Origin of the sequence: Actinoplanes sichuanensis (genome assembly GCF_033097365.1) — a bacterium.
Taxonomy (GTDB): domain Bacteria; phylum Actinomycetota; class Actinomycetes; order Mycobacteriales; family Micromonosporaceae; genus Actinoplanes; species Actinoplanes sichuanensis.
Genome location: NZ_AP028461.1, coordinates 2,365,801 through 2,384,600 on the forward strand (window position 1 = coordinate 2,365,801; position 18,800 = coordinate 2,384,600).

Sequence of the window (18,800 nt, forward strand, 5' to 3'; positions counted from 1 at the left end):
CAGTGAGGAGAGTGGAACCCGGCCGGCCTCGTGGAGTGGTCAGATGTCGCACGACCTTCGTCAGCAGCGCCGCCGTCCGGTCCGGGCCTCCCGGTCGGTCTCCCCGGTCAAGGTGTCCGTCGCGATCCTGGTCTCGGCCGTCGCGGTGGTCGCCCTGTTCGCCGCCGGGATAGCCGCCCAGCAGTTCAGTGGCGGGCTCCCGGTCGCCGGGCAGGCGGCCGGCGCGAGCGCGGGACCCGCTACGCCGAGCCCGTCACCGAAGAAGACCGGCCCGGCCTTCGGCGACCCGGTCCGCGACGGCCAGTTCGAGTTCACCGTCACCAGGGTGGACTGCTCGAAGTCGACGGTCGGCCTCGAACACATCAAACGCACCGCCGAGGGCCGCTTCTGCGTGATCAGCCTGACCGTCCGCAACATCGGCGACGACTCGAAGTACTTCGTCGGCCAGGCCCAGACCGCCTACGACGGGTCCGGCACCGCCTACGACAGCGACGAACTGGCCGGCCTCTACGCCAACCGCGGTGTCGAGGCCTTCGTGCAGAAACTGGCCCCCGCCGAGAAGGTGACCGGAAAGCTCGTTTTCGACGTCCCGAAGAATGTCGCCCTGACCACCCTCGAACTGCACGACTCACCCCTGTCCGGCGGCGTGCTGGCTCCGCTCAGATGAGTTCGTCGAGGTCCGGCCCCAGCCACAGCTCGCGGGCGACGGCCAACCGCTGATATGACGCGAGGGCCCCGCGGAGTAGGGTCGTGCCCTCGCCGGTGTCGCCCAGAGCCAGCCGGCAGCGGCCGGTGCCCTCCAACGCCCGTGCCTCGTCAAGCGGGCTGCGGAACGCCCGGGCGTCGGCCAGCGCCGCTTCATGTTCGGCCAGTCCCGCCGCGAAGTCGCCCTGCCGCCATCGCGCCATTCCCCGGGTGTTGCGAACCACCGCCTGCCCCAGCCGCTCGCCGAACTCGCCGTAGATCTCGAACGCCTCGTCGAGACTCGTCCCGGCCGCCTGAAACTCGCCGTTTCGGCACTGCAGCCACCCGAGATCGCTGAGCACCTCGGCTCGCCCGTACCGGTAGTCGATCTGACCGTAGAGCCGCAAGGCTTCGGTGAACGCCTCCGCGGCCGCCTCGGCATTGTCGGCTGCGGTCTCCACACTGCCCAGGTAGTTGAGGGATTCGCCTTGGTTGTACTCGTCGCCCAGGGCCTGATAGGTCGTCAGGGCTGCCTCGATCGACTTCCGTGCCGCGGCGAATTCGCCCATGTGCAGCAGCGCGTGTCCCATCCGGTCACGGGCTTTGGCCCGGCCGGCCGGATCGGCGAGGGCGCTCCAGATGACGACGGCCCGGTCGAGGACCTCCCGTGCACCCGGGAAGTCGGCGATCAGCAGTCGCAGCAGGCCGATCTGGTTCAGGGTGGTCGCCACCCCGGCCTCGTCACCGAGCTCCTGGAAGATCTCCACGGCTTCGCCGAGTTCGGCCGCCTCCCGGGCGTACCGGTTCTCGTCGAGGCCGCCACCGAAGTGCCTGGCTCCGCCCATGCTGGCCAGGGCCTCGGCCCGTCCGTGCCGGTCACCGTGCGCCGTCGCGAGCGCGAGGGCGTCCTCGAACAGCGTCATGCCGTCCGCGTACCGGTCGTCGGTGGTGTAGACCCAGATCTCCCCGAGCCACAGCATGGACCGGATCTCCCACGTGAGGTCGCCTAGTGTCTGAAACCGGGAGCGGGCTTCGGTGAGCGCCGCCGTCGCCTCCTCGTTGGCGCTGTTCAGATAGTGAGCGAACCCGACGTTGAACCAGGCGCGGGCGAGCGCGGCGGGGTCGCCGAGCCGTTCGGCCGAGGTGAGGACGGCCGACTGCACGTTGCGGGCTACATCCCACGGGCCGTCGGTCTCCAGGAGCACTGCGATCGCGGTGCCGAATGTTACGACTCGGGTGTCGTCGCCTGTCTCCACGGTTTGCCAGAAGCAGGACAGCAGGTTGGCCCGTTCGGTGCGCAGCCAGCTCATCGACTGCCGCCGCTCATCCTCGGTGCCGGGTATCACGGGCGGCCGACGCAGTCTGCGATCCGCCCGGACGGCCAGTTTCTCGTAGTGGTCGAGCAATCGGGCCAACGCGGCCACGGCCTCCTGCTCAGGGGTGTCCCGGTCGAGGACGACAAGATATGCGCGTACCAGATCGTGCATGCCGTATCGGCGGTATCCACGTTCGAGAAGCAGGTACTCCCGATGCAGGTGGTCCAGGAGCCGGCCGGCCCGGGCGGGGGTGGTGCCGCCGAGCGCTGCCGCGGCTGCCGCATCGAGCGACTCGGCCGCGCCGGGATGGACGATCAGGCGCCGCAGGAACGTCTGGGTCTCCTCGTCGAGGTAGCGGTACGACAGCCCGAGCGCCGCGAAGACCGACCGGTGCTCGGGTGTCGCCTCGACAAGCGAACCTTCTGCCTCGTCGGCGAGGTCGGCGAGGCTCCACGTCGGATGCCGTAGTCGGAGACCGGCGAGGACGGAGATCGCCAGTGGCAGGCCCTTCGCCGCCTCGACGAGCCGGTCGAGTGCCCCGGGGTCGACGATCCGGTCTCCGGTGAGTCGCTCGAACAGGATCCGTGACTCGTCGGCGGGAAGCGCGTCCAGGCCGGCCCGGCGCACGACGGCGGGCAGGTCGGCCAGCCGGCGGCGGCTCGTGGTCACCACCAGGCATCCGGGCCCGCTCGGTAGAAGTGGCAGTACCTGCTCGGTCGATGCCACGTTGTCGAGGATCAACAGGGCCCGCCAGCCGGCGGTGCGGCTGCGCCACATCGCGATCCGGCCGTCCAGGTCGTCGGGAATGTTGCCGAAGGCCACGCCGTCACCGACCAGCAGAGAGCCGAGGGTCTCGTACGGGTCGAGCGGCTCCTGCCCCGTGGTGTGGGCGCGCAGATCGGTGTAGAGCTGCCGGTCTGGGAAGTATGCGGTGAGCCGGTGTGCGAGATGCAGGGCCAAGGCGGTCTTCCCGATCCCGGCCATGCCGTCGACTGCCACGATCCGCAGTCGTCCGGCCGGATCTGCGACCACCAGGCCGAGCAGTTCCCGGATCAGGTCGGTTCGCCCGATGTGATGTGGCAGATCCGGCGGCAGGGTACTGATGTTGACAGGTGGCGCGAACCGGGAACCGGCTGGGAATGACTCGATCTCGGTGGTCCGGGCCGATCCGGCGAATTCCGCCGCTGGATCGAAGGTACGCAGCAGCGGAAGCAGATCCTCGGTCCGGGTGATCCAGACGGAGTGCTCCATGCGGGCGTCGGGGGAGGTGTAGCGGGCGGACACCACACCGATCACCGCGCGGTCGCGGCGCCTGATCACCGGGGCGCCGCTCATCCCGCGCATGAGATCGCGGGCGTTGATCCGGGACACGGCGACCATGTCCTGCCTGGTCGTGCCGCCCGCCCAGACCCCGTGGGTGGTGAGGTAGCGGGGCGGTGAGGCGTCGGCATGGTCGGGGACGACGACGTGTCCGGTCACGGCGACGTCTTCGTTGAGGTAGGTCCCGTCGCTGGCCGCGATCCGGCCGGCGGTCTCCGGCAGCGCCACCTCGCGGCGCAACAGCGCCAGGTCGTAGGTCAGGTCCACGGCGACCACCCGCGCCGGCACCGGTCCCTGGCCACGGGCGGCGAGCGCGTCGACCAGCACCACCGACGAGACGCCGTGGGCGCCGGCCTCGGCCAAGACGTGCGCCGCAGTGACCGTGATGTGCGGGGCCACCTGGAAACATGTCGCGACGCAGCGTGCCGGCCACCTGCGACGACACCGCGGTGATCGCCTCCTGTGCCCGCTCGAACGCCTCGACGACCCGCTGCGTACGCCCGCCGGAGGTCGGCTCGGTGCCGACCATTCGTACCGTCTCCACCAGCAACTCGACGTCGCCGACACGTACCGCGATGACCTGACCACCCATGGATCAACAACCTGCCACGGCTCAATCCACTGTGGAAGCGTCACGTCGCCGATTGTCGATGCCGGGACAGGCCGTATCCGATCAGCCGAACAGCCCGGTGTCACCCGCTTCGGGGACCCGGGACCGGTTCGCCGGTCCGGTCGCCGCCGGCGCGGTTACCGTCACGGCGAGGTCAGCGGTGAGAGGGCGGTCCACGGTGTCGTTCCCGGTCACGATCGTCACGTCGGTGCAGGGGGCGGCCGGTCTGCGGCGGCCGCTGGAGATGCTCGAAGCCGCCCTGGTGCGGGCCGGGCTGGAGGTCAGGCGGCTCGGTGACGACCGGGGCGGGATGCTGGCCGACGTGGCCCGGTCGAGTTCGGTGGTCCTCTACACCCCGGGTGCCGGTGAAGCGGATGTTCCGGCGCTGGCCGAGTTCGTGGGGACGGTCCGCGGGCACAACGACCGGATACCGATCCTGCTCTTCGGGGAGCAACTGACGGCCCGGACGATCCCGCAGTCGGTGCTGTCTCGGATCGACGGGGTCGTCAATGCGTACGAGGACACCCCCGACTTTCTGGCCCGCAAGATCCAGCGGGAGGTCAGCCATTATCTGGGGCGGCTGGCGCCGCCGTTCTTCGAAGCCCTGATGCGGTACGCCAACGACGGCGCGTATTCCTGGCACTGCCCCGGCCACTCCGGGGGGACCGCCTTTCTGAAGAGTCCGGTCGGCACCCTGTTCCACGAGTTCTTCGGCGAGAACCTGCTGCGTGCCGACGTGTGCAACGCCGTCGAGGACCTGGGTCAACTGCTCGACCACAGTGGCCCGATCGCTGACAGCGAGCGCCTGGCCGCGAAGACGTTCCGTGCCGACCACCTGTTCTTCGTCACGAACGGCACCTCGACCTCCAACAAGATCGTGTGGAACTCGCTGGTCGGGCCGGGCGACATCGTGGCGGTGGACCGCAACTGCCACAAGTCGGTCCTGCACGCGATCATCCTGACCGGGGCGGTGCCGATCTATCTGATGCCGACCCGCAACCGGGCCGGGGTGATCGGGCCGATCCCGCGCAGTGAGTTCACCGCCGCCTCGTTGCAGGCGAAGATCGAGGCCAGCCCGCTGATCACCGACAAGAGCCGACCGATCCGCCTGCTGACGCTCACCCAGTCCACCTACGACGGGATCATCTACCGCGCCGACGAGCTGAAGCGGACCCTCGACGGGGTGGTGGACGCGCTGCACTTCGACGAGGCGTGGCTGCCGCACGCGTCGTTCCATGGGCTGTACGAGGGCATGCACGGGGTGGCCAACGACCGGGAGCGCACCGGCCGGACCGTCGTCTACGCCACCCAGTCCACCCACAAGCTGCTGGCCGGGCTGTCGCAGGCGTCGCAGATCCTGGTGCAGGACACCACCGGTGGGCACTTCGACGAGCGGGTGTTCGCCCAGGCGTACCGGATGCACACCTCGACCAGCCCGCAGTACGCGATCATCGCCAGCTGTGACGTGTCGGCCGAGATGATGGCCGGCAAGCGGGGGCCGGCGCTGGTCGAGGAGACGATCACCGAGGCGATGGAGTTCCGGCGCACGGTGATCCGGGTCGGCGCGGAGTGTGCGAAGTCGGGGGACTGGTGGTTCGGTGTCTGGGGGCCGGACACGCCTCCGCGGACCGGGCTGGCCGACCGGGCCGAGTGGGAGTTGACCGCGGACGCCGGCTGGCACGGGTTCGACCGGGTCGATGACGGGTTCACCATGCTCGACCCGATCAAGGTCACGTTGACCACGCCCGGCCTGACCGTCGGCGGGGAGTTCAGCGGGCCGGGCGCGCCGGCCGTTCCGGGTGTGGTGCTGGCCCGGTACCTGGCCGAGCACGGGGTGGTGGTGGAGAAGACCGGGTTGTATTCGCTGTTCGTGCTGTTCACCATCGGGATCACCAAGGGCCGGTGGAACTCGCTGGTGGCCGAGCTGCACCGGTTCAAGAGCGCCTATGACGGAAACGCGGCGGTCGAGCGGCTGATGCCGGAGTTCGCCGGGGCCTTTCCCGAGTACGCCGGGCGTGGGCTGCGCGATCTGTGCGAGGCGCTGCACGGCACGTACCGGGACGCTGATCTGGCCGAACTCACCACGGCGGTCTACACCGAACCGGTCGAGCAGGTGACCCTGCCGGGTACGGCGTGGACCGCCATGGCGGCCGGGCGGGTGGAGCACGTACCGGTCGAGAAGCTGGCCGGGCGGACCACGGCGGTGCTGCTCACGCCGTACCCCCCGGGGATTCCGCTGTTGGTTCCGGGGGAGCGGATCAGCTCGTCGATCGTGCGGTTCCTGCGGCACGAGCAGATCCTGGCGCACCGTTGGCCGGGCTTCACCGGCATCACCCACGGTGTGGTCGAGGAGCAGGACGGCCATCGTACGGTCGCCTGCCTGCTCTGATCGGGCGGCTCAGCCGGCCGGGTTCCAGCCGTCCGAACCGGCCAGATACTTCTGCGGCGTGTAGTTCGCCGCCTGCGCGTCGGTCAGCTGGGTGCGGTTGCTGTTGAGGGTCGCGCCCGCACCGGTGTTCTTGTATTCGTAGAAGCGGGCGTTCTTCCACGAGTTGCCGGACATGTCGGTCCACGGCTGGGCGACCTTGATCGTGGCGCTCAGATTGGACTCGCGGACGGTCACCTGTCCGGCGGCGCCCCACGGCCGGCCCAGGTAGGTGACGTTGTTCGTGGCACCGGTGATCGTCGACTTGTAGATCAGGAAGCCGTACGTCTGGGTGGCCGGTGTGTTGGCCGCCGTGAGATAACCGCCGGTGCTGCGCTTCTCGTAGATCTGGCAGGCGTAGAACACCGCGCTGCCGTTGCCGTAGATGAAGTCCACGGTGCCTTCGATGTAGGAGCTCCAGACGTACGCCCGCGCGCTGTTGTAGATCAGCAGGGTGTCCTGGTCGGCGATCACCCGTACGTTGCCGAGCCGGGCCCGGTCGCCGTACAGCGCGAGCGCGAGGGCCTGCGACGAGCCGTTGGCGGCCTCGTCGTAGTCGTTGCTGAACGTCAGGTTCTTGCCGTAGAACTCCTTGGCCTGCACGTAGACGGTGGCCGACCCGGTGGTGCCGGCGGTCGAGGCGGGCTTGTTGTTGACGATCACCGTGGCCGCGGCGCTGGAGCCGAGCCCTTCCAGGGTGATGTACGGCTTGTTGGCGGGGATCACCACGCTCTCCCGGTAGGTGCCGGCTTTGATGGTGATCGTGACGCGGCTGGTGTTCCCGGCCGGGACGGCGTTGACCGCGGCCTGGACGGTCCGGTAGGTCGCCGTGCCGTCGGACGCGACGGTCAGGGTGGTGGCGGCCTCGGCGGCGGTGGGGGAGACGCCGAGCAGAGCCGCTGCGAGCGCGATGAGGGCGGTGAGCCCGGGGATTCTTCGCAACATGCGACCAAGCTAATCGACTGACGTCGATATGTCGTTTCGCTGCCGCAGTCTGGCACGCTGCGGCGATTTCCCGGAGAAATGGTGATTCCGGTGGGGTACGCGCATCGCAGCACCGGGCTGTCGATCAACGACTGGCGTGTCCCCCCGGTGAGCCGCCGCACGCTGGTTACGCTGCGCAGATGCGGTGTCGAAGCGTACTGGCGGTGGCGGCGGTCCTGGTCCTGGTCGGGGGCGCCGCCCCGGCCTTCGCCGCGGACGGACCGGTCTCGGCCGCCTTCCCGGACATCGAGGTGCCGGTCGGCGGCAGCTCGATCGACCCGCTCGGGCCGAGTCTCTGGTCCATCGAGGAGGCGACACTGACCGGCGTCCAGGTCGCCTATCGGCTGACCGGGTTGACCGGCGTCCGGATCACCCCGTCCGAACAGGGCGGCGGTGACTGCACCACCCCGTCGTCGACCCGGGTGACCTGCACCGACCCGCGCGGCCTGACGTTCGAGGGCGAGACCGTCGAGCTGTACCTGCCGGTCGACGTGACAGCCGACCGGACCGCCGAGCCCGGCGACACCGGCAAGGTGACCATCACCGTCTCCGCCGACGGCCTGACCCCGATCACCGGCGTCAGCACGATCCGGGTGACCGGCAAGCGCCAGAACCTCCCGGTCACCGGCCCGGCCACCGCCTGGCTCGGACTCCTCCTGCTCGCCGCGGGCGCGGTGCTCCTGGTGAGCGGCCGCGTCCTCAGGCGGCCGGGACGGTGATCCGGCGGGCCGCCTTGGCCTGGTACATCGAGCGGTCCGCGACCTGCAGCAGTTGTTCCGCGGTCGAGGCGGGGCCGCACTCGGCGGTGCCGACGCTGACGCCGACGTGCACGGTGTGTTCGCCGAGCCGGTAGGGGTCGCCGACCGCCTGCGTGATCCGGTCGAGCAGGCGGTCCAGTTCCTCACCCGGCGCCACCTCGTCCAGCAGGATCAGGAACTCGTCGCCGCCGAACCGGCCGACCACGTCCTCCCGGCGCAGACAGTGCCGCAGCCGTTCGGCGACGCAGACCAGCAGATGGTCGCCGACGTGGTGTCCGAGCGAGTCGTTGACCTGCTTGAATCCGTCGAGGTCGAGGAAGAGTACGACGGCCGGCCGGTTCTCGACCCGGCGCCGGGTGATCGCGGCGTCGAGCGACGCCGTGAACGAGGAACGGTTGGGCAGGCCGGTGAGCCGGTCCGACTTCGCCTCCCGCAACAGCTCCTGTTCCTGGGCGCGCAGATCCAGGGCGATGGTGAGCAGCGCTGCGCACTGGTTGACCATCTCCCGGCCGTCGTCGACCCGGTTCTCCACGGTGTCGACGAGGGCGAGCCAGCCGTGGTCACTGTCGCCGACCTTCGCCTGCACCACGAACACGGTCTCACCGGGTTCGGCGGCGTCCAGCAGCTCGGCCGGCGGGAACGACGCGACGGGAGTCATCCCGGCCGGGATCGCCGGGCCGGGCCGCCGACGCCAGCCGGGCGTCCGGACCAGGGCGCCGTTCGGCCGGCGCAGGGCGATCGAACCGGCCATGGCCGGGGTCAGCCGTAGCCATGACGGATCCTGCGGTTCGACGTCGCGGCGGTGCAGCAGCGCCCGGTTGAGCGTGTAGTTGACGCTGATCAGCGAGCGCAGGTGCAGTTTGTCGCCGAGCTGGGCGCGCCGGCGGGCCCGGCCGAGCGACAACATCACCGCCTGTACGCCCGACCCGACCCGGGTCGCGGCGGACGCGTCGTCAGCCGGTACCCCGGCCGCGTACTCCTGCACCGCGCGGCAGATCACCCGCAGCGCGTCCGGATCCGGGCTACCGGCCAGCAGCGGCTGCAGTTGGTCGATCGCTGATCCGATCCGGGAGGTGTCCCCGGCGGCCGCGGCCAGCAGGGCGTCCGCGGTGGCTCGCGCGGCCCACTCGGCCGGTCGGCCGGTCTGGTTGGCGCCGGCCGCCGGCAGCACCCCGGCCAGCCGTACGGCCAGGCGCTGGAGCTCGTCGTCGACGGCGACTTCGGGAAGCTGATCGGCGTACATCGTGCATCCGCAGGAGCTGCGCGGGACGAACCGGGTGGGCAGCAGGTGCGTGACCGGCGGCGTGTCGGTGCCGTCGATCTGCCGGATCAGCAGGTCGACCGCGCGCCGGCCCATCGCGTCCAGCGGCTGGCTGACGCTGGCCAGCTCGGCCGTCAGGCTCGCCTCGTCGATGTCGTCGAACCCGGTGACCAGGATGTCGCCGGGACAGTTCAGGCCGCCGGCCGCGATGACCTGCAGCGCGGCGATGGCGTTGCGGTCGGTCGCGGCGATCAGCGCGTCCGGCCGGCCGAGTCGCAGCAGGTCGTCGGTGTCCCAGGCGATGCCGCTCTCCACGTTGTTGCCGGCCGGCAGGAAGACACCCGGTTCCAGGCCGTGCTCGGCCAGCGCGTCGAGGTAGGCGTCGTAGCGCTCGCGGATGTCGGAGGCGGCGAGGTAGCCGGTGAAGGCGATCCGGCGGCATCCGTGTTCCCGGACCAGGTGGGTGACCACGGCCCGGATGCCGGCGCCGTTGTCGGACAGCACGGCCGGCCGGTCGAGTCCGGCGACCGTGTGGCCGACCAGGATCACCGGCTTGCCGGCCTGCTCCAGGCGGGCCAGATAGTCGGGGTGGACGGCGTCGGCCAGGGCGATGAATCCACTCACGTGCTCCCAGGCGACCGCCGCGTCGAACTCCTGATCACCGCCGGTGACGGCCAGATCGGCTGCCGCGTCCAGCGTCTGGATCGCGACCAGCCGCCGCCCGTAGAGTTCGGCTCCCGCGGCGACGCCGGCGACCAGACTGCCGTAGTAGATTCCGCCGACGAACGGCGACAGCAGTCCCAGGGCCCCGGCATCACTCATGTCCGGCCATCGGCAGCCGGCGGGTCGGCTTGAGGGATCGGCCCGGTCGATGTCAGGCCGGGGCGGCCGCCAGCCGGGCGGCGATGGCGGTGACGGCGTCGCGCCCGGCGCGGTTGGCGCCGACCGTCGACTGCGAGGGTCCGAAACCGATCAGGTGTACGCGGGGCTCGGCGGCCACCTGTGTCCCGATCATCCGGATGCCGCCGTGCTCGTTGCGCAGCCCCAGCGGGTCGAGGTGGCCGAGGGCCGCTTTGAAGCCGGTGGCCCAGAGGATCGCGTCGACCGAGGTGAACGAGCCGTCCGCCTCGCGTACCCCGTACGGCTCGATGGCGGTGAACATCGGCCGTCGTTCGAGCGCGCCGCGCGCCTTCGCGGCCAGCGCGTAGGGCGTCCAGGCCAGCCCGGTGTAGGAGACCACACTGCCGGTGGGTCGGCCCGCCTCGACGTCCGCGACGACCTTGGCGATCGTCTCCCGCCCGGCCACCTCGGGCTCGAAACCGTCGGTCCGGAAGACCGGTTCCCGGCGGGTGTACCAGTGCACGGTCGCGACCCGGGAGATCTCCTCCAGTTGCTGCAACGCCGAGATCCCGCCGCCGACCACCGCGACCCGGCGGCCGGCGAACTGCTCGGCCGACACGTAGTCGCGCGTGTGCACCTGGATCCCGGCGAACGTCTCCTGGCCCGGATAGTGCGGCCGTACCGGGTTGTCCCAGGTCCCGGTGGCGTTGATGACCGCCCGGGTGGTCCAGGTCCCCCGATCGGTCTCGACCGACAGATCAAGACCCGCGCGGCGTACGGCCAGCGCACGCACCGGCCGCAGAATGGGTAAACCCGTCGCGCGCTCGAAGTCGGCGAAGTAGCGTGGCACCGCTGTCCGGCTCGGTTCGGCCGGGTCGAGCGGTGGTTTCGGGAAGCGGGGCAGGTCGAAGATCCCGTTGACGGTGGCCATTCGCAGCGACTCCCAGCGGTGGCTCCACGCGCCGCCGGGGCCCTGACCGGCGTCCAGGACGACGAAGCCATGCGGGTCGTCCGGGTCGTCGAGCGCGCTGGTGAAACCACGTCTCTGCAGGTGATATCCCGCCGAGAGACCCGACTGTCCCGCCCCGATGACCACTACCGCCGCCATGACCTGCTCGACGTTGCGGCCGGTGGCGGGTATTCCCGGACGTGACCGGAGACACTTTCGATACGAGGGCGTTCCGTTATTGCCGGACGAGGGTTAGGTTCCTTTGTGAAACGGAACGGTTCCGTTTCGAAAAGGTTTCGGGGGCACCCGCACATGGATACCCAAGTTCAACCCCAGACCGGGCATCCCCGGCGCTGGGCCATCCTCGGCGTGCTCGTCATCAGTCTGCTGGTGGTCGTGCTCGACAACACGGTCCTCAACGTGGCGATGCGCACGATCGCCGACCCGGTCCGGGGACTCGGTGCCACCCAGAGTGAACTCGAGTGGGCGATCAACTCGTACACCCTGGTCTTCGCCGGTCTGCTCTTCACCGCCGGCATCCTGGCCGACCGCCTCGGCCGCCGCCTCAGTCTGACCGTCGGTCTGATCGTCTTCGGAATCGCCTCGCTGATCTCCGCCTACGCATCGTCACCGGACCAGCTGATCGCGGCCCGCGCCCTGATGGGTCTCGGTGCCGCCGCCGTCATGCCGGCCACCCTCTCGATCATCGCCAACGTCTTCGACCCGCGCGAACGCCCGCGTGCCATCGGCGTCTGGGCCGGCGCGGTCGGCCTGGCCGTCGCGGTCGGACCGGTGCTCGGCGGCGTGCTGCTGGAGCACTTCTGGTGGGGTTCGGTCTTCCTGATCAACGTACCCATCGTGATCATCGGCGTCGCCCTGGTGGCCATCCTCGTGCCGGAGTCGCGGGACCCGCGCCCGGGCCGCATCGACGCGCTCGGCGTGCTGCTCTCGATCGTCGGCCTGACCCTGATCACCTACGGCGTGATCAAGGGCGGCGAGGACGGCTTCGGCGCCACCGAGGCCTGGTCCACCCTCACCGTCGGTGTGCTCGTCATGATCGGTTTCGTGCTCTACGAGCGCCGGATCACGTTCCCGTCACTGGACGTCCGGCTCTTCAAGAACCGCCAGTTCTCCGCCTCCACCGGCATCATCGGCCTGGTCTTCTTCGCGGCCATGGGCTCGATGTTCTTCGGCGCCTTCTACCTGCAGATGGTCCGCGGATACGGTCCGCTCGCCTCGGGCGCGCTGTTCGTCCCGTTCGCGCTCGGCCAGATCATCTTCGCCCCGGCCAGCTCCTCGATGGTCAAGCGGTTCGGCCCGAAGGCGGTCAGCACCGTCGGCCTGCTGCTCGTCTCGGCCGCCCTCGCGCTCTGGCTGTTCATCGACGTGGACACCCCGATCGCGCTGGTCGCGCTGGCGTTCTTCGTCCAGGGCGTGGGCATGGCCAACGTGATGCCGCCGGCCACCGAGGCGATCATGGCCAGCCTGCCCCGGGAGAAGGCCGGCGTCGGCTCGGCCGTCAGCAACACCATCCGCCAGCTGGGCGGTGCACTCGGTGTCGCGGTCCTCGGCGCGGTCGTCTCGTCGGTCTACCGCAGTCACCTGACCGCGCCGGCCGGCCTTCCGGACGCCGCCGCCGAGACGGCCCGCGAATCCATCGCCGGCGCCTACGCGGTCGCCGGCCAGGCCGGTCCGGCCGCGCCCGCCCTGCTCGACGGCGCGAATGCGGCGTTCGTCACGGCGATGCACTACGCCTCGGTCGGCTCCACGGTGTTCGCCCTGCTCGGAGCCCTGGTGGCGGTGCTCTGGCTGCCCGGTCGGCGGCCGTCCGCCGCTCCGGCGCCGGTCGCCGCGCAGGAACCGGGCCGGGAACTGGCCGACGCGTAAACGCACCGGTAACAATGAACCACATGAGCAGCAGCACGGCGGCCGGCCAGGAGCGTAAGGCTCCTGGCCGGCCGCGCAACGCCCAGGCCGACGAGACCATCCTCGACGCGGTGCTGGGGTTGCTGAGCGACGGGCAGAGCGCGGCGGCGATCTCGATCGAGGCGGTGGCCGCGAAGGCGGGCGTCGGCAAGGCGACGATCTACCGTCGCTGGCCCAACAAGGACGCCCTGCTGATCGACGCGGTCCGGTCGATGAAGGGTCCACTGCCCGAGCCGGCCGGCGTCTCGGTCCGCGACGATCTGATCGCCCTGATCAAGGCGAACCGGACCCCGCGCGCCCAGCGCTACAGCAAGGTCACCGCCTGCCTGCTCCCCGACCTGCACCGCGACACCGAGCTGGCCCGGATGTACCACGCCTTCGTCGAGCCCCGCCGCGAGGTGACCCGGCAGGTGCTGCGGCGCGGCATCGAGACCGGCGAGCTGCGCGCCGACCTGGATGTCGAGCTCACCCAGCTGATGCTCTCCGCACCGGGCATGATGCAGTCGATGCTGCGGCTGACCTCGGTCCCGGAGGACCAGTTCGCCGAGAAACTGGTCGACGCGGTCCTGCGCGGTGCCGCCGCGCGTTAGCCGGCGATCCCCGCGTCGATCTGGTGAGGTCGCGGCCGCCCGCGCGGCGCGACCTCACCAGATCAGTGAAACTCGGAGACTCGTCAGCTGCAGCGCTTCTGGACCGGGCCGAGCCACTCGGTCAGGGTCGGGCCGATCGCCTTCGAGACGTCCTCGGTCGACTTGATCGTCGCGAAGAACTTCGCGTCCGTCGACTTGTCGTGCATCTGCTTGGCGGCCTGTTTGCCGGCCGCCTCCAACTCGGTGTCGGCGCTGCCCTTGGTGGCGTCCTGCACGGCGGTGGCGAACGCGGCGAGAGACTGCTGCGCCTGCGCGATCGTCTTGGGGTCGGCGGCCAGGAGGGTCAGCGCCTGGGCGTACGGCCCCATGTTCTTGTCGTAGACCTTGGCCAACGCCTCGCAGGCCGGTCCCGCGGGCGGGGTGGTGGGTGCGGCGCCGCCCGTGGTGTTCGCGCCGGGGCTGCCCGGAGCGGTGCCACAGGCCGAGGCGGCGAGCAGGGCCCCACCGGTGAGCAGGGCATAGAAGGCACGGCGCATGAAAGCACCCCCGGGACGTAGGAGCAGTGGGCAATGGGAGCGCTCCCATCGACCGTGCACAATACGTCGCCGGACTGACTTCTGTCGATAGCCGGTCGGCCGCTGCTTCGCCCACCTATGGATGATCATGAAGCGGTAGGGTGCGGCGATGGATCTGCCCCCGGAAACCCGCGAGCGCCTGCACGGGCTCTACCGAAGTCGTGTCGACTCGTACCCGGGCGTCGATGCGGCCTACGGACAGCGGTGGCGTGCCTGGTGCCGGAAGCTGCTGACATTCGGTGGTGCGCTCGTCGTCCCTCCGGGCTCTCCGGAATCCGACCTCGATGCGCTACTCGCCGACGGTTCCGCAGTCGACGCCCGCGTCGAGTTCGTGGCCGGCGAACCGGGGGAGTGCCATCACAATGTCGCGGCCCTCTGGATCGACGGGGCGATCGCGTCGATCGGAACCGGCTACGCGCTTTCCGGCGACGGGCTCTGGCGACAGCATTCGTGGGGCCTGACCCGGGACGGAGTCCTGGTGGAGACCACTGACGACAGGGTCGGCTACGTGGGGATCACGCTGCCCGCCCGGGCGAGGACCATGCAGTTCGCCGGCAGCAATGCCCAGGAGCACCTCAAGACGGCACTGCGGCGGCGTGATGACCGCTCGGCCGAGTTGGTCCTCATGATCCGTGAGTTGGCCGGGGCACGGGCCCGTCCTGCCTGAGATCTCGTACGGTGGCGTCGTGACGGTGGAGCAGACGGGTGGCGGCATGGCTGACGATCGGGCCGCGATCGCGGGGATCGTGCGGACGTTCTTCGCCGCGTTCACCTCCGGTGCGGACTGTGCCGCCCGGCTCGACGCCCTGCGGCAGGTCTTTCTGCCGGAGGCGGTGATCATCCGGACCTGTGGCGGTGAGCCCGTCGTCTACGGTGTGGACGGCTTCATCGCGCCACGGCGGAAACTACTCACCGACGGCACGCTGACCGATTTCCGGGAGTGGGAGGTGTCCGGGCGTACCGAGATCTTCGGTGACATCGCCCAGCATTTCTGCGAATACGCCAAAGCCGGCGTGCAGAACGGTGTCGGCTTCACCGGCCGCGGGATGAAGACGCTGCAGTTCGTCCGGACCTCCGCCGGGTGGCGGATCAGCGCCGCGGCCTGGGACGACGAAAGGGAGGGCCTGGCGATCGGCTGAGACCGCGCCTCACATGCGAGGCTCTCCGGGTGTTCCTCAAGGCGATCATGCTGAACCGCACCCCGGCCGGTCCCTACCCGTTCGACCTGCCGGCGGTTCGTGCGCTGCGGGAGAGCGGCGAGCTGCGCCTGACCACCCCGGTCACCTTCCTGGCCGGCGACAACGGGACGGGTAAGTCGACCCTGGTGGAGGCCATCGCGGTGGCGGCGGGCTTCAACCCCGAGGGTGGCAGCACCTCGTTCAACTTCGCGACCCGGGCCAGCGAGTCCAGCCTGGGGGACCACCTGGTGCTCTCGCGGGTGCCCGGCCGGCGCCCGCGGACCGGCTACTTCCTGCGCGCCGAGACGTTCTACAACGTCGCCACGGAGATCGACAACCTCGGTGTGACCGACGGGTACGGCGGGACCTCGCTGCACGAGCGATCGCACGGGGAGTCCTTCCTGGATCTGGCCACCCACCGGTTCGGGCCCAGCGGGCTCTACCTGCTCGACGAGCCGGAGGCCGCGCTGTCGGTGCAGGGGTGCCTGGCCCTGCTGATGCGGATCAATGAGCTGGTGGCACTGGGCAGCCAGTTCATCATCGCCACGCATTCACCGATCCTGCTGGCCTCGCCGGACGCCACCATCTTCGAGATCGGGGCGGGCGGCGACATCTCCCGGATCGACTACGACCAGGCCGACGCGGTGGTACTGACGCGGGCGTTCCTGGCGAGCCCGGCACGCTTCCTGGGCCGCATTCTCAACGACCCGGACTGAGGATGGCGGCCAGGGCGGTCAGCCGGGGATCGGTGACCGCCGGGTTGTCGAGCAGACAGCGGGTGACCAGTGAGGACCACAGCCGGCGAGTCTCCGAGGAGTCACTGTCGCGCCTGATGTAAAGAGGTGAACGGGGACGCCGCCGCCACGGCAGGTCCGGGTCGGCGAGTACGGCGTCCAACTCCTCGGTCAGCCGGGCCGCCAGCGCCGGGGCGGCCGGCGACTCCGGGGCCAGCAGCAGCACCGCCAGGGTCAGGAACATCGGGCCGGTCGGGTCGTCGGGCCAGTCACCGGGCAGGTTGATCCGGCACCAGACCAAGAACGGGACCGCGGCGGTACGGGCGGGTTCGCCGAGTTCCCACGCCGAGTCGACGAGCGGGGCGAGGGAGTCGACCGGGTTGCCGCCGGCGGTCCGCGCGCGGACCAGCAGCGTGCAGGCGAACAGCCGCTTCAGGCGGTCACGTTCCGAGGACGGTGTCGACCACCTGGTCAGGGCCAGCACCTCGGCCGGGTCCTGGATCAGTTCGTCCGGCAGCCACGGGCTGTGCACCAGTTCGAGCAGCCCCTCCCGATTGCCGGGGATGTCGAAACCGTAGTCGGCCGCGGCGATCTCCTCGATCAAGGCGTCGTCCATCCGCGGGGCAACCCAGCGCAGAAGCGCCCGCTCATCCGGCGAAAACGGCGAAAACGGCGAGAACGGGGAGAGCGGCGAGAGCGGGGAGAACGGGGAGAACGAGCGGTCGGGGCCGGTCACCGCCTGATGATGGAGCAGAGTCGGATCGACGTCCATGGCATATCCTGGTCGCCCTCAACTCCTCATGATCGGGGCGGGCGGGTCGATGCATTTCTCGTGCCTGATCGGTGGCCGCTCGGTCCCGGCTCTGAGGGAGGACGGCTTGACCACCGTGTACGCAGCCGACAGCGGCGCCATGACGGTTGACGTCTTGCTGGAGCAGGCCGAGCAGAAGCGGCTGTCCGGTGACTACCGGGCCGGTTGTGAGCTGGCCCGCGCGGCCGCCGACCTGGCCGTCTCGACCGACGACGACGCCGGTGAGGCCGCGGCGCTGCGTTCGCTGGCCAACCAGCTCATGCGGATCGGCGGGCAGGAGGAGGCGATCGCGGCCTGCCGTCGGGCGGTGCTGCTGCTGGAGGGCCTCGGTGACACCGTCGGGCTCTGCGAGGTGCTCACCCTCCAGGCCATTCCGCTGCTGGAGCTCGGCATGCACGACGAGGCGCTGGGTGTGCTCGCGTCGGCCCGGGAGATCGCGCAGGAGTTGGGCGACCGGGACCTGCTCTACTGGGTCCACAACCGGACCGGCGTGGTGCACGGCGCCATGGGCGATCACGAGCTGAGCACCGAGTACCTGACGCTCGCGCTGAGCATGGTCGACGGGATGGATGCCGAGGCCCGGTTCTGCATCCTCAACAACGTCAGTGACAACGCGGTGTACGAGGTGGCCCGGCTCCGTGGTCGTGGCCAGTCCGAGGCCGCCGACGAGCTGCTGACCGGCGCGCTGGGTCACGTGGCCGAGGCGCTGCGGCTGGCCCGGGAGGCCCGGCACCCGTTCCGGGAGGCGATCAGCCTCGACAACTACGGGATGCTGCTGGCGCTGGCCGGTGATCTGGACGCCGCGGCCGGCTTGATCGAGGAGTCCCGGCTGATCGCGGTCCGGGCCGGCTATCACACGGTGGAGTCCGGGGCGTTGCAGCATCAGGCCCGGGTGCGGCTGATGCGCGGCGACCACGCCGAGGCCATCGAGGGCCTGCTGTTGGCCCTGGACCGGGCCAGGCAGGCGGGCGAGAAGCCGATGGCGATGGAGATCTTCCGGGAGTTGTCCGGGGCCCATGAGCTGATCGGTGACTATCTCGCGGCGCTGACCTATTACCGCGAGTTCCACGATCTGGAGCGCGAGCTGCACAACGAGGTCGCGGCGGCGCGGGCCCGGATGGCGGCGCACCACTTCGAGCTGGACAACGTGCGCCTGGAGGCGGAGAACGCCCGGCTGGAGGCGGAACTGCACAGGCGGCAGGCGACCGAGGACTCGCTGACCGGCCTGCCGAACCGGCGGTCGGCCGACGAGCGGCTGCCGAAGATCGTCGCGGCCGGTGGTCCGGTCTGTGTGGCGGTGGCCGATGTCGACCTGTTCAAGCAGGTGAACGACAGGTTCGGGCACTTCATCGGTGACGAGGTGTTGCGGCGGATCGCGTCGATCCTGCTCGACGGGATCGGGGAGCGTGACATGGTGGCCCGGTTCGGCGGCGAGGAGTTCCTGATCGCTCTGCAGGGGTCCGGCGTCGAGGACGCGCGGGCGCAGTGTGAGCTGCTGCGGGCGAGTGTGGCGGCGTACCCGTGGGAGTCGATCGAGCCCGGTCTCTCGGTCACCATCAGCGTCGGCCTGGCCGAGGTCGCCGGTCCGGGAACGCTGCCGGACGCGTTGGGCCGGGCCGATCAGCGCCTGTACGAAGCGAAGCGCGGGGGCCGCAACCGGGTACATGGCGACTGACCGTTCGGATGGTAATCGGTGTGTCAGTCGACACGTCCAGGTCATTCGGCCGTTATTTCCCGTTCGCCACCCGTAGTTTCGAATGTTGCCGCGGAACGCGAGAGCGAACTGACGGACCGTGACGGCGGACCGAAGCCGATCACGACGGCGAACCGGCGCACGAT

The 18,800-nt window shown here is 70.1% G+C and carries 16 protein-coding genes; 10 read left to right on the forward strand and 6 right to left on the reverse strand.

Annotation, left to right across the window (positions count from 1 at the left end; all coding sequences use genetic code 11):
• Nucleotides 1-43: 43 nt before the first annotated feature.
• Nucleotides 44-667, forward strand: a complete 624-nt coding sequence (locus Q0Z83_RS10445) for a DUF4352 domain-containing protein (protein WP_317793648.1) — start codon at nt 44-46, stop codon at nt 665-667.
• Here Q0Z83_RS10445 and Q0Z83_RS10450 read toward each other — a convergent pair.
• Nucleotides 660-3,719: a tetratricopeptide repeat protein gene (locus Q0Z83_RS10450; RefSeq protein WP_317793649.1), complete on the reverse strand. Its 3,060-nt coding sequence runs from the start codon at nt 3,717-3,719 to the stop codon at nt 660-662. The genes Q0Z83_RS10445 and Q0Z83_RS10450 overlap by 8 nt on opposite strands.
• Before the next feature lie 8 nt (nt 3,720-3,727).
• Here Q0Z83_RS10450 and Q0Z83_RS10455 point away from each other — a divergent pair, with 8 nt between their 5' ends.
• Together Q0Z83_RS10455 and Q0Z83_RS10460 are read left to right on the forward strand one after the other, a co-directional pair.
• Nucleotides 3,728-3,904: a hypothetical protein gene (locus Q0Z83_RS10455; RefSeq protein ID WP_317793650.1), complete on the forward strand. Its 177-nt coding sequence runs from the start codon at nt 3,728-3,730 to the stop codon at nt 3,902-3,904.
• 186 nt (nt 3,905-4,090) lie between these two features.
• On the forward strand, nt 4,091-6,319 hold the full coding sequence (locus tag Q0Z83_RS10460) for an arginine/lysine/ornithine decarboxylase (RefSeq protein WP_317793651.1): 2,229 nt from the start codon (nt 4,091-4,093) through the stop codon (nt 6,317-6,319).
• A gap of 9 nt (nt 6,320-6,328) precedes the next feature.
• On the opposite strand, the gene Q0Z83_RS10465 is transcribed toward Q0Z83_RS10460, so the two are convergent.
• On the reverse strand, nt 6,329-7,300 hold the full coding sequence (locus Q0Z83_RS10465) for a pectinesterase family protein (protein WP_317793652.1): 972 nt from the start codon (nt 7,298-7,300) through the stop codon (nt 6,329-6,331).
• 179 nt (nt 7,301-7,479) lie between these two features.
• Here Q0Z83_RS10465 and Q0Z83_RS10470 point away from each other — a divergent pair, with 179 nt between their 5' ends.
• On the forward strand, nt 7,480-8,058 hold the full coding sequence (locus Q0Z83_RS10470) for a hypothetical protein (protein ID WP_317793653.1): 579 nt from the start codon (nt 7,480-7,482) through the stop codon (nt 8,056-8,058).
• Here the strand turns inward: Q0Z83_RS10470 and Q0Z83_RS10475 are convergent.
• A complete protein-coding gene (locus tag Q0Z83_RS10475) occupies nt 8,039-10,180 on the reverse strand; it encodes a substrate-binding and GGDEF domain-containing protein (RefSeq protein WP_317793654.1) in 2,142 nt (713 codons plus the stop codon). The genes Q0Z83_RS10470 and Q0Z83_RS10475 overlap by 20 nt on opposite strands.
• A gap of 52 nt (nt 10,181-10,232) precedes the next feature.
• Complete coding sequence (locus Q0Z83_RS10480; protein ID WP_317793655.1) at nt 10,233-11,306, reverse strand: flavin-containing monooxygenase; 1,074 nt, start codon at nt 11,304-11,306, stop codon at nt 10,233-10,235.
• Nucleotides 11,307-11,459: 153 nt separating this feature from the next.
• On the opposite strand from Q0Z83_RS10480, the gene Q0Z83_RS10485 reads away from it, so the two are divergent.
• Both Q0Z83_RS10485 and Q0Z83_RS10490 read left to right on the forward strand, forming a co-directional pair.
• Nucleotides 11,460-13,034, forward strand: a complete 1,575-nt coding sequence (locus tag Q0Z83_RS10485) for an MFS transporter (protein ID WP_317793656.1) — start codon at nt 11,460-11,462, stop codon at nt 13,032-13,034.
• A 23-nt stretch (nt 13,035-13,057) separates the two neighbouring features.
• The gene (locus tag Q0Z83_RS10490; protein ID WP_317793657.1) at nt 13,058-13,663 is read left to right on the forward strand and encodes a TetR/AcrR family transcriptional regulator; all 606 of its coding nucleotides are present in this window, start codon (nt 13,058-13,060) and stop codon (nt 13,661-13,663) included.
• An 83-nt stretch (nt 13,664-13,746) separates the two neighbouring features.
• On the opposite strand, the gene Q0Z83_RS10495 is transcribed toward Q0Z83_RS10490, so the two are convergent.
• Nucleotides 13,747-14,199 (reverse strand): hypothetical protein, encoded by a 453-nt coding sequence (locus tag Q0Z83_RS10495; RefSeq protein WP_317793658.1) that lies wholly within the window; start codon nt 14,197-14,199, stop codon nt 13,747-13,749.
• Nucleotides 14,200-14,347: 148 nt separating this feature from the next.
• Here Q0Z83_RS10495 and Q0Z83_RS10500 point away from each other — a divergent pair, with 148 nt between their 5' ends.
• The 3 genes from Q0Z83_RS10500 to Q0Z83_RS10510 are packed head-to-tail and all read left to right on the forward strand — an operon-like array spanning nt 14,348 to nt 16,132.
• The gene (locus Q0Z83_RS10500; RefSeq protein ID WP_317793659.1) at nt 14,348-14,905 is read left to right on the forward strand and encodes a hypothetical protein; all 558 of its coding nucleotides are present in this window, start codon (nt 14,348-14,350) and stop codon (nt 14,903-14,905) included.
• Between the two features lie 19 nt (nt 14,906-14,924).
• Nucleotides 14,925-15,377: a nuclear transport factor 2 family protein gene (locus tag Q0Z83_RS10505; RefSeq protein ID WP_317793660.1), complete on the forward strand. Its 453-nt coding sequence runs from the start codon at nt 14,925-14,927 to the stop codon at nt 15,375-15,377.
• Nucleotides 15,378-15,406: 29 nt separating this feature from the next.
• Nucleotides 15,407-16,132 (forward strand): AAA family ATPase, encoded by a 726-nt coding sequence (locus tag Q0Z83_RS10510; RefSeq protein WP_317793661.1) that lies wholly within the window; start codon nt 15,407-15,409, stop codon nt 16,130-16,132.
• Here the strand turns inward: Q0Z83_RS10510 and Q0Z83_RS10515 are convergent.
• Nucleotides 16,116-16,922 (reverse strand): hypothetical protein, encoded by an 807-nt coding sequence (locus tag Q0Z83_RS10515; protein WP_317793662.1) that lies wholly within the window; start codon nt 16,920-16,922, stop codon nt 16,116-16,118. The two genes, Q0Z83_RS10510 and Q0Z83_RS10515, sit on opposite strands and share 17 nt — an antisense overlap.
• A 115-nt stretch (nt 16,923-17,037) precedes the next feature.
• Between Q0Z83_RS10515 and Q0Z83_RS10520 the strand changes: the two genes are divergently transcribed.
• On the forward strand, nt 17,038-18,636 hold the full coding sequence (locus Q0Z83_RS10520) for a tetratricopeptide repeat-containing diguanylate cyclase (RefSeq protein WP_317797061.1): 1,599 nt from the start codon (nt 17,038-17,040) through the stop codon (nt 18,634-18,636).
• Nucleotides 18,637-18,800: the final 164 nt, after the last annotated feature.

Excerpts from the sequence above, each read along its gene's own strand:
- Q0Z83_RS10475 (WP_317793654.1), bottom strand. The coding sequence starts at position 10,180 with ATGAGTGATGCCGGGGCCCTGGGACTGCTGTCGCCGTTCGTCGGCGGA.
- Q0Z83_RS10445 (WP_317793648.1), top strand. The coding sequence starts at position 44 with ATGTCGCACGACCTTCGTCAGCAGCGCCGCCGTCCGGTCCGGGCCTCC.
- Q0Z83_RS10485 (WP_317793656.1), top strand. The coding sequence starts at position 11,460 with ATGGATACCCAAGTTCAACCCCAGACCGGGCATCCCCGGCGCTGGGCC.
- Q0Z83_RS10495 (WP_317793658.1), bottom strand. The coding sequence starts at position 14,199 with ATGCGCCGTGCCTTCTATGCCCTGCTCACCGGTGGGGCCCTGCTCGCC.
- Q0Z83_RS10500 (WP_317793659.1), top strand. The coding sequence starts at position 14,348 with ATGGATCTGCCCCCGGAAACCCGCGAGCGCCTGCACGGGCTCTACCGA.
- Q0Z83_RS10455 (WP_317793650.1), top strand. The coding sequence starts at position 3,728 with ATGTCGCGACGCAGCGTGCCGGCCACCTGCGACGACACCGCGGTGATC.
- Q0Z83_RS10515 (WP_317793662.1), bottom strand. The coding sequence starts at position 16,922 with ATGGACGTCGATCCGACTCTGCTCCATCATCAGGCGGTGACCGGCCCC.
- Q0Z83_RS10480 (WP_317793655.1), bottom strand. The coding sequence starts at position 11,306 with ATGGCGGCGGTAGTGGTCATCGGGGCGGGACAGTCGGGTCTCTCGGCG.
- Q0Z83_RS10470 (WP_317793653.1), top strand. The coding sequence starts at position 7,480 with ATGCGGTGTCGAAGCGTACTGGCGGTGGCGGCGGTCCTGGTCCTGGTC.
- Q0Z83_RS10465 (WP_317793652.1), bottom strand. The coding sequence starts at position 7,300 with ATGTTGCGAAGAATCCCCGGGCTCACCGCCCTCATCGCGCTCGCAGCG.
- Q0Z83_RS10490 (WP_317793657.1), top strand. The coding sequence starts at position 13,058 with ATGAGCAGCAGCACGGCGGCCGGCCAGGAGCGTAAGGCTCCTGGCCGG.